Raw genomic sequence first — 5,917 nt, 5'->3', positions numbered from 1 at the left:
CGGTTGAACCGCCCGCCGCGAGCGGCGGTGCCGCGGGCAGCGCGCGTCGGCCACGGCGGCGACGTTCAGTCCGGGCCGACCGTCGCCGGAACCTCACCGTTTAACAAGGGGACCGGGCAATTGTCACCTATGATTCCGTTAGAATCCGCCGGACAGGTGCTGCCGACCTCGGAGACGGCCGCGACCGTGCTTCTCGTGGGTATCCTCATGACCGCTGGGTGGCTCTGGTACCTCCAGCGCTGACCCGTCGGCCGACCGACCCTATTCTTCGTACGACTCGACTCGCGCTTCGAGCCACGCGGCCGCCGATTCGACGGTCTCCTCGTCGGCTCCGGCGAGTTTGATTCTGACGTGGTCACCGGGGTAGCTCCCGACGGTCACGTCGAACTCTGATTGGACGGCCTCGAACCGCTCGATGAGCGAACTTTCCGGCTCCGACGTGTGGACGAACCGAACGTGAGTCCGCTCGCCGGCGAACTCGTCGGCGACGCGGGCGAACATGGCTTTCATCTCGCCGGGGACGCCGGGGAGCACGTACACCGAACCGACGACCGCGCCGGGCGCGACGCCCTCGTCGTTCGGGAGCATTCGCGACCCGGCGGGGAGGTCGGTCGTCCCCTCCACGAGGTCCGCCGCGGAGTAGCCGCCGTTCGTCTCCAGCCACTCCTCGGCATCGGGGTTCCGCTCCAAAGGGCGTCCGAACGCGGCCGCAACGGCCTCCATCGTCACGTCGTCGTGGGTCGGCCCCAGCCCGCCGGTGACGACGACGGCGTCGTACTCGGCGTGGTACTCGTTTACCACGCGGGCGATGTCGGCGACGCGGTCGGGGACCGTCGTCACGCGCTCGACGGAGACGCCCCGCTCTGTCAGTTCCGCGCACAACCACGCGGCGTTCGTGTTGACGGTGTCGCCGGCGAGGAGTTCGTCCCCGACGGTGACCACGGCGACTTGCATACCCCGAGGTAGCGGGCTGCGAGGCAAAAAAGCGTTCACACCGGCGAGCCGAGTCGGCCGACCGACGCCGCGGTTTGCCGGGCGTTCGTCAGCGGTCGTCGTCTTCGACGTCCAAGCCGAGTTCCTGTCGGCGGTCGCGGAGCGCCTGAATCTGCCGGCGGTAGTAGAGTATCCCCGCGCCGCCGACGAGCACCGAGACGGCGGCGACCGCCGCGAAGATGCCGAGGTCGCGCTGGAGGTAGAACTGCACGACGACGTTCCCGTCGGTCACCTCGGGCCACCGGATGTGGACCCGGTCATCGATGACCTCGGTCTCGTAACCGGACGGTCGAACCGCCCCGAATATCGGGAAGTCGACGCGGCGGTCGGCAGGCAGGACGACCTCGTAGCTCCCCTCGACGAAGACGGGAAGCGAGAACCGCTTCGGCGAGGACGACGAACTGAACGCGATTTTGCCGGCGCTCCCGGCGTCAGCGGGGAGCGAGACGTTCGTGATGCGGTCGTTTTGGGTCACGTCGCCGCCGCGGGCCTTCAGTTCAGTCCCGTTGATGACGCTCCCGTTCTCGTAGCGGTAGCGGACCGCCTCGACCGGAAGCGGCGTCCGACTGCCGAAGCCGTCGAAGCGGTAGAGCTCGACCGAGGAGTCGTTCATCTCGTAGACCGCGCGGAACCGGCCGTTGTCCTGAACGGTGATGTGCGCGTCGGTCTCCGCGGACCACGCGTACTCGCCGTCGGGCGCGGCGTCGAGCCGGTCGTTCGAGACGCTAGAGGTGCCGCCGAGACAGCCGGCGGTCACGAGGAGGAGGGCAAGCGCGGCGATACCGACGAGGAGTCGCCTGTTCATCGTCTTACTGGCCGATAACGCACTTCAGTTCGGCCGGCAGGTACGAGCCGATGCTGGCGAGGAGGCCTGGCGGGTCGGTCTCGTCCCGGCAGACGATGCTCTGTTCGAGGAGGCCGAGGCGCTCGACCGTCACGATATCTTTCGCGTGACCGGCGCGGTTGACCGTCGCGCGGACCTCGCCGCGGGTCGCGCTGTTGACGTTGACGCGACCGCTGCCGCGGGTCCAGTCGTAGAGGCGGTCGACCTGCTCGTCGGCCAGCCGTGAGGGCTCGTCGTCGCCGCCGTAGACGAACGTCAGGGGCATGTGCTGGACGAGGCCGAAGCGGTCTCGAATCTGGGTCGCGGAGCCGCGGCCGAGGCCGAGTTCCTCGGTCGGGATGCGCACCTCGATGCCGGCGTCGAGGACGAAGCCGTCGTCGTCCCAGTGTTCGAGCGTGCCGACGTAGGTCTCACCGGCCGAGAGGTGCGGCGTGACTTCGCCCCACTCCTCGCGGAGGACGTTGCGCGCGACCGTCTCGTCGTCGCCGGAGACCGTTACGGAGATGAAATCGTCGTCGCGGACGCCGATGTCGTACTCCACGTCGAGGTCGCCGATGTCGTTGGCGACGAGCGAGGTGAGACTGTCGAGCGCGCGGTCGCGGGCGTCGCCGTCGATGTAGCACTTCGTTGCGAGAACGACCATTCAGTTGGTCCCCGTCACTTCGACGTTGAGCTCGTCTCGAAGCTCTTCGATGCGTCGTTCCATCGCGTCGACGAGGTCGTCGTTGTCCATCGGTTCGAGGGGCGCGCCGGTCTCGGGACACTGGAAGCCCAGCTCCATCGCCTCGGAGAACTCGAAGCGAATTCCGGCGGGTTCCGAGAGGTAGAACTCGTGGTCCCGCTCGTAGTCGAGTCGCTCCTCGAGCGCCTCAAGGAGCCGGTACATCTCCTCTTCGAGGTTCTCGGGGATGTTTTCGTAGTGGAACGTCCAGAGGTAGGTGAGCCAGCCGGAATCCTCGTCGCGGACGCGACGATACGACGCGAGGTCGTTCTCGTAGAGGATAAAGAGCGCACGGCGCACGTCGTTGAGCTCGAGCCGCAGTTCCTCGGCGAGTTCCTCGTCGGTGACCTCGCCGTCCGGGGGTGCCGCCGCGACCGGCATCCCAGTGGGCCCAACCAACTCGTGGAGGTACTTCTGGATAACAGGGTCGTTCAGTAACTCCTCAAAAGCCATTGTGCGAAATGGCGTCAGGAACGCCATTAAGTCTTATTACTCCGGGGCAGCGGAGAACCGCTGGCGGGCGCGCCGACGCGTCCGATTACTCCTCGTCGGCCGGCACGACTTTCTTGCCCGTCGCCATCGGGACGACCCGGTTTTCGGCGTCCTCCCACTCGCGGTCGAGTTCGCGCCCGTCGAACAGGCGGTCGAGGAACACCGCGAGGCCGGCGACCTCCGAGTGCGGCTGGTTCGTGACGCCGACGTTCCAGTCCGCCCCCTCGTACACTTCGAAGGGAACCTTCTCTCCGCCGACGACGACGAGAAGCGGTTCTTCGGCGTGCGCCTCGCGGATGTCGGCCTCCACGTCCTGAACGCGCTCGCCGTACATCGTGAGGTGGACGACCTTGCCCTCCCAGTTGCGGATGACGCCGTTGAGCGCCTCGGTGAGTTCGACCTCGAAGGGGCCGCCGAACCGGCCCGTGATGTCCTCGACGGTCTCCATCGAGTGGCCGGCATTGTCCGGGAGGATGACCCGGTCAGCGCCGAGCGCGCGGGCCGTCAGGCCGACGTGCGTCGTCATCCGGTCGTCACGCCCCGGCCGGTGTCCGTACCGGAGGACGGCGACCTCGGGTTCGTTGTGCATGTCTCTCCGAAGACGGCGGGGGAAAGTGGTGCTTTCGGAACGCCGGCGGCGGTCGCCGAGGACAGGGTGGCGACCATCACCGACGCCCGCCCGCAGCCCGGAGGGGAAACGGACTTATCACTCGGTCGAATCATCTGTGCCATGTCGCTGGAACTCTCCGACAAGCGCGTCCTCGTGACCGGGGGCGCGGGACTCGTCGGCTCTCACCTCGCTGCGCGCCTCTCCGAGGACAACCACGTCGTCGTCGCGGACGACCTCTCGAAGGGGGACCGCGAGCAGGTCCCCGACGGCGTCGACTTCGTACAGGCCGACATGACCGACCCCGACGACGTCGCCGAGGCCGTCACCGAGGACCTCGACATCGTCTTCCACTTCGCGGCCTACACGGACACGAACTACGGCAACCCCCGACAGCTGTTCGAGGAGAACACCGAGATGACGTACAACATCCTCGAACGGATGCAGGAAGTCGGCGTGTCGAACATCTCCTTTACCTCCTCGTCGACGATTTACGGCGAGGCCCCGCGGCCGACGCCCGAGGACTACGCGCCGCTCGAACCCATCAGTATCTACGGCTCCTCCAAGCTCGCCGACGAGGGTCTCCTGTCGACGTTCGCCCACTCGTACGACGTTACGGTCTACATGTACCGCTTCGCCAACATCGTCGGCCCGAACCAGCGTGGTAACGTCATCCCGGACTTCATCGAGAAGCTCCTCGAAAACCCCGAGACGCTCGAAATCCTCGGTGACGGCCGACAGGAGAAGTCCTACCTCCACGTCGAGGACTGCATCGACGCGATGTGCCACATCGTCGAGAATGCCGAGCGCGACTACAACGTCTACAACCTCGGTACGCGGACGACGACCTCCGTGACGACCATCGCCAACATCGTCGCCGACGTGCTGGACCTCGACCCCGAGTTCGAGTACACCGGCGGCGACCGCGGCTGGACCGGCGACGTGCCCAAGATGCGCCTCTCCATCGAGAAGCTCTCCGCGCTCGGCTGGGAGCCCGACGGGTCGAGCGACGAGGCCGTCCGCCGCGCCGCCGAGGAGCTCGCTGAAGAGCTTCGCGCCGAGTACGAATAACGGCTGCCGATAACTGCGGCCGACAGCCGCGGCTAACAACCGCGACCAACAGCCCAGATAACACCGACACCCGGGGCGACGCCCGACAGACCCCGCAGTCCGACCCCGGAGCGAGCCACCTTTCTATCGCGACTCCCTACCCCGAAGCGTGCAGGTCGTCGGCTACGATACCGGAACCCCCGCGCTGTTCGTGAGCGCGAGCGGCGGCATCGACTCGGTCGCGCTCGCCCCCGGCACCGAACTCGACTACCGCCTCGGCGAGCGCCACTGCGCGGGTACCATCCACGACGACCGCCACGTCTCCTGCGACAACGACCGCGCGCCGTACTGCTCGGACCACCGCCACACCTGGGTCTGCGCGAAGTGCACGGGGACGTGCCTGAAAGACGAGATGGACTGCTACGAGGACCACGCAGTCTACCTCGCCGCGTTCGCCCCCGACACGTTCAAGGTCGGCGTCACCCGCGAGTGGCGGCTCGACACCCGCCTGCGCGAGCAGGGCGCGGACCGCGCGGCCCACGTTCGGACGTTCTCCGACGGCCGCGTCGCCCGCGAGTACGAGGCCGAGCTGGCGAGCGAGATTCCCGACCGCATCCGCGTCCCGACCAAAATCGAGGGGTTCGACCGGTCGGTCGACGCCGCGGCGTGGGACGCGCTCGTCTCCGAGTTCGACCCCATCGAGACGTTCGCGTTCGACTACGGCCTCGACCTCGACGGCTCGCCGGTCGCCGAGACCGTCGCCACGGGAACCGTCCGCGGCGTGAAGGGGCGCGTGCTCGTCCTCGACCACCGCGGGACGACCTACGCGGTCGACATGCGCGACCTCGTCGGTCACGAACTCGGCGACGGCGGGACCGACCGCGACCTCCAGTCGAGCCTCGGCGCGTTCGGCTGAGGAGTCACGATTCTCAGAGACCGTCAGCACTTTCCGGGAGGACAGCCAATTCGCTCTCATGGCTGACGACGAACCCGCAGACGAGACGCAGACGCCCGACGAGGGCGACGACGGCGAAGAAGAGAAGTCGTTCCGCGAGCGGGTCGAAGAGATTCGACAGCGCCGCGAGAAAGAGCGCGAAGAAGGCGAGCGTCCCGACCCCGAAGAGATGATGGGCGGCGGCGGCCCCGGCGGCATGGGTGGCGGCGGCGGAAACCCCTTCGCGCAGATGATGAGCGGCATGATGGGCGGCGG

Annotated in this window: 8 protein-coding genes and 1 pseudogene; 4 read left to right on the top strand and 5 right to left on the bottom strand. The window is 67.4% G+C overall.

The features are described 5' to 3' along the window. Window positions 1–243: hypothetical protein (locus NKF06_RS19420; RefSeq protein WP_253246348.1), on the top strand; the 243-nt coding region annotated here is incomplete at its 5' end. Between the two features lie 18 nt (window positions 244–261). On the opposite strand, the gene NKF06_RS19415 is transcribed toward NKF06_RS19420, so the two are convergent. From NKF06_RS19415 to NKF06_RS19395, 5 genes are all read right to left on the bottom strand, one after another. Beyond that, window positions 262–954, bottom strand: a complete 693-nt coding sequence (locus NKF06_RS19415; protein ID WP_058828832.1) for a molybdopterin-binding protein — start codon at window positions 952–954, stop codon at window positions 262–264. A gap of 88 nt (window positions 955–1,042) precedes the next feature. Further along, on the bottom strand, window positions 1,043–1,798 hold the full coding sequence (locus NKF06_RS19410; protein WP_058828833.1) for a DUF5803 family protein: 756 nt from the start codon (window positions 1,796–1,798) through the stop codon (window positions 1,043–1,045). Between the two features lie 4 nt (window positions 1,799–1,802). Continuing rightward, window positions 1,803–2,480: a DUF2110 family protein gene (locus NKF06_RS19405; protein ID WP_004977408.1), complete on the bottom strand. Its 678-nt coding sequence runs from the start codon at window positions 2,478–2,480 to the stop codon at window positions 1,803–1,805. Then, window positions 2,481–3,011 carry a transcription factor TFIIE subunit alpha gene (locus NKF06_RS19400; protein WP_004977409.1) on the bottom strand — a complete coding sequence of 177 codons (531 nt, stop codon included), beginning with the start codon at window positions 3,009–3,011 and terminating at the stop codon, window positions 2,481–2,483. A gap of 85 nt (window positions 3,012–3,096) precedes the next feature. Beyond that, window positions 3,097–3,639: a tRNA (cytidine(56)-2'-O)-methyltransferase gene (locus NKF06_RS19395; protein WP_004970839.1), complete on the bottom strand. Its 543-nt coding sequence runs from the start codon at window positions 3,637–3,639 to the stop codon at window positions 3,097–3,099. 141 nt (window positions 3,640–3,780) lie between these two features. On the opposite strand from NKF06_RS19395, the gene NKF06_RS19390 reads away from it, so the two are divergent. The 3 genes and pseudogenes from NKF06_RS19390 to NKF06_RS19380 all read left to right on the top strand — a co-directional run. Next, entirely contained in the window at window positions 3,781–4,728 is a 948-nt protein-coding gene (locus NKF06_RS19390; RefSeq protein ID WP_058828834.1) for an NAD-dependent epimerase/dehydratase family protein, read from the top strand. A gap of 148 nt (window positions 4,729–4,876) precedes the next feature. Continuing rightward, on the top strand, window positions 4,877–5,623 hold the full coding sequence (locus NKF06_RS19385; protein WP_253246347.1) for a DUF2797 domain-containing protein: 747 nt from the start codon (window positions 4,877–4,879) through the stop codon (window positions 5,621–5,623). Window positions 5,624–5,681: 58 nt separating this feature from the next. Then, window positions 5,682–5,917: pseudogene (locus NKF06_RS19380) on the top strand (hypothetical protein); the annotation flags it as partial.

Origin of the sequence: Haloferax sp. AB510, assembly GCF_024136985.1 — an archaeon.
Lineage (GTDB): Archaea > Halobacteriota > Halobacteria > Halobacteriales > Haloferacaceae > Haloferax.
The sequence above is the reverse complement of the archived record's forward strand: the minus strand, read 5'-3'. Positions and strand labels throughout refer to the sequence as shown.